Origin of the sequence: Aeromonas sp. ZOR0001 (assembly GCF_000801015.1) — a bacterium.
Classification (GTDB): Bacteria; Pseudomonadota; Gammaproteobacteria; order Enterobacterales; family Aeromonadaceae; genus Aeromonas; species Aeromonas veronii.
In genome coordinates this window covers 1-2,962 of sequence record NZ_JRJY01000139.1, presented here as the reverse complement: position 1 = coordinate 2,962, position 2,962 = coordinate 1, and the positions used below count along the sequence as shown (strand labels likewise).

General features: G+C 57.5%; 3 protein-coding genes. 2 read left to right on the top strand and 1 reads right to left on the bottom strand.

All coding sequences use genetic code 11. The features are described from left to right. Positions 1–538 precede the first annotated feature (538 nt). Positions 539–862: a hypothetical protein gene (locus L972_RS17105; RefSeq protein WP_047439811.1), complete on the top strand. Its 324-nt coding sequence runs from the start codon at positions 539–541 to the stop codon at positions 860–862. Here the strand turns inward: L972_RS17105 and L972_RS17100 are convergent. Continuing rightward, positions 859–1,476 carry a recombinase family protein gene (locus tag L972_RS17100; protein ID WP_047439809.1) on the bottom strand — a complete coding sequence of 206 codons (618 nt, stop codon included), beginning with the start codon at positions 1,474–1,476 and terminating at the stop codon, positions 859–861. The two genes, L972_RS17105 and L972_RS17100, sit on opposite strands and share 4 nt — an antisense overlap. 191 nt (positions 1,477–1,667) lie before the next feature. Between L972_RS17100 and L972_RS17095 the strand changes: the two genes are divergently transcribed. Further along, positions 1,668–2,936: a DNA-binding domain-containing protein gene (locus L972_RS17095; RefSeq protein WP_000179845.1), complete on the top strand. Its 1,269-nt coding sequence runs from the start codon at positions 1,668–1,670 to the stop codon at positions 2,934–2,936. The last annotated feature ends 26 nt before the right edge of the window (positions 2,937–2,962 follow it).

Genomic DNA, 2,962 nt, shown 5'->3' with positions numbered 1-2,962 from the left:
GACCTCTACTTTTGAGTGCTCCAAAAAATGGGGGGATTACCATTCCAGATAGATAGGAATCTGCCCCCATCAATTCCAGCACACCGGGTTTTCCCACTCACCTCAGACAGAGTGGCCAACATTCCAGAGCGAAAAACAGCACGAACATTCCAGATAGATGGGAAGGCCCCTATCAATATTCCAGGTGCTCGTTCTGAAGCGACATTCCACTATCTGGAATATCCGCACCAAGATTCCAGATAGATAGTTATGTGGAAAGGAATTGGACAGGGATTGGCCGGGGATAAGGGCGCTGATTCCACTGGTCAATAAGCCACTGGATTCCAGTACTCCAACTTTGTCACGAACGAACAAAGTCAACATTTTCAATAAGTTGATTGAATACCAAGACCTTCAGTGCCATGCTGAAATCATGTTCATTGGTGGAGTAACACGATGGATGCGTTCAGTTGGGGAATGGTAGGCTTGCTGGCCTTCTTCACGCTTGTCTTCGTGTGGAGTCTGTATAGCTACAAGGCGCATGCAAAAGAGAGACACCATGAAACCGATCGCTGATATCGCCCTCATGGCGTTGGTTGCGCTGGGCTTGATGGCACTTGGCGACACGCTGTTTGCATGGCTACTGATCTGCCTGCCACCGGTTTACTGGTGCTGGCCAATACTGGCCTGGGCTACCAGGCGCCCCATCACGGCCAGGTTGCAGTTAATGGCTCTTGCCGCACTCGCCTGCTGGCACTGGCCCGCCGGGCTGTTCACTGCGCTGAGCATCGCTCTTATCTGGACAGCGAAAACCCTCAAGACAACCCCACGCCCAAAACGCAAGGGTGGGCCGGTCATCAAAAATTACTACTTCTGGAGCTAACTGCGCGCCTCCTTGGCCACACTGGCGATAAGGTACCTTGAGCAACCAAGCATCTCCTGAATCGCGGAATAACTGTGGCCTGTCACCAACAGCCTGGCGATGTGCTGACGCTTCTTCTCATCCTTCTGCCTACCACGGTATTTCCCTTCATCCCTGGCCTTGGCAATACCCTGCTGCTGCCTGCGACGGCGATCTTCATAGTCTTTACGAGCGACGGCTGCGAGCATATCCAACAGCATGCCATTTACAGCCTGCAAAATGGCGCTGGTGAACTCGGAGCGGCTGTCCCCCTGTAATGCCACCCAGGAAGTCGGAAGCTCAGGAGAAACGATGGAGAGCTGTTTCTGTGCCAAAAGCTGCTTCAGTGTTTGCCAATCCGTCTGATTGAGACGGGCCAGACGATCAATCTGCTCTACCAGCACAATGTCACGATCTGCAGCGTCGCGGATCAGCCTCATAAGCTCAGGCCTGTCCAGCGTCGCTCCCGACTCATTCTCCACATAGAAACTGGCAATCTGATGGCCATGCTCAGCAGCAAAACCTATCAGAAGCTCTCGTGCCCGCTCAGCATCCTGTTCCACTGTCGATGCACGTAAATACGCCCGTATGAACATTGAAACCCCCATCGGTCTGTTTAAAGTGGTTCCTAATTATTGGTTCAATATGTCATTTTCAGAAGACGACTGCACCAGTTGATTGGGCGTAATGGCTGTTGTGCAGCCAGCTCCTGACAGTTCAATATCAGAAGTGATCTGCACCAATCTCGACTATGCTCAATACTCGTGTGCACCAAAGCGAGGTGAGCATGGCGACGGACACCCCACGGATTCCAGAACAAGGCGTGGCCACTCTGCCTGATGAGGCTTGGGAGCGTGCGCGCCGTCGTGCGGAGATCATCAGTCCGTTGGCGCAGTCGGAGACGGTCGGGCACGAAGCGGCCGATATGGCGGCTCAGGCGCTGGGCTTGTCTCGGCGCCAGGTATACGTTCTGATCCGGCGTGCCCGGCAAGGCAGCGGCCTCGTGACGGATCTGGTGCCCGGCCAGTCCGGTGGAGGTAAAGGTAAGGGGCGCTTGCCGGAACCGGTCGAGCGCGTCATCCACGAGCTACTGCAAAAGCGGTTCCTGACCAAGCAGAAGCGCAGCCTAGCGGCCTTTCACCGCGAAGTCACTCAGGTGTGCAAGGCTCAAAAACTGCGAGTGCCGGCGCGCAATACCGTGGCCTTACGGATCGCTAGCCTTGACCCGCGCAAGGTCATCCGCCGGCGGGAAGGCCAGGATGCCGCTCGTGACCTACAAGGTGTGGGCGGCGAGCCTCCTGCCGTGACCGCGCCGCTGGAGCAGGTGCAGATAGACCATACGGTCATCGACCTGATCGTGGTCGATGACCGCGACCGGCAACCTATTGGCCGCCCGTACCTGACCCTCGCCATCGACGTGTTCACCCGCTGCGTGCTCGGCATGGTCGTCACGCTGGAAGCGCCGTCTGCCGTTTCGGTTGGCCTGTGCCTCGTGCATGTCGCCTGCGACAAGCGCCCTTGGCTGGAAGGACTGAACGTGGAAATGGATTGGCAGATGAGCGGCAAGCCCTTGCTGCTCTACCTAGACAACGCGGCCGAGTTCAAGAGCGAGGCCCTGCGCCGGGGTTGCGAGCAGCATGGCATCCGGCTGGACTATCGCCCGCTGGGACAGCCGCACTATGGCGGCATCGTGGAACGGATCATCGGCACGGCGATGCAGATGATTCACGACGAACTGCCGGGAACGACCTTCTCCAACCCTGACCAGCGCGGCGACTACGATTCCGAAAACAAGGCCGCCCTGACGCTGCGCGAGCTAGAGCGCTGGCTCACATTGGCGGTCGGCACCTACCACGGTTCGGTGCACAACGGCCTGCTCCAACCGCCGGCCGCGCGCTGGGCCGAGGCCGTGGCGCGTGTCGGCGTACCGGCCGTCGTCACACGCGCTACTTCGTTCCTGGTCGATTTTCTGCCGATCCTCCGGCGCACGCTGACCCGCACCGGCTTTGTCATCGACCACATCCACTACTACGCCGATGGGCACTGTTGCAAATAGTCGGTGGTGATAAACTTATCATCCCC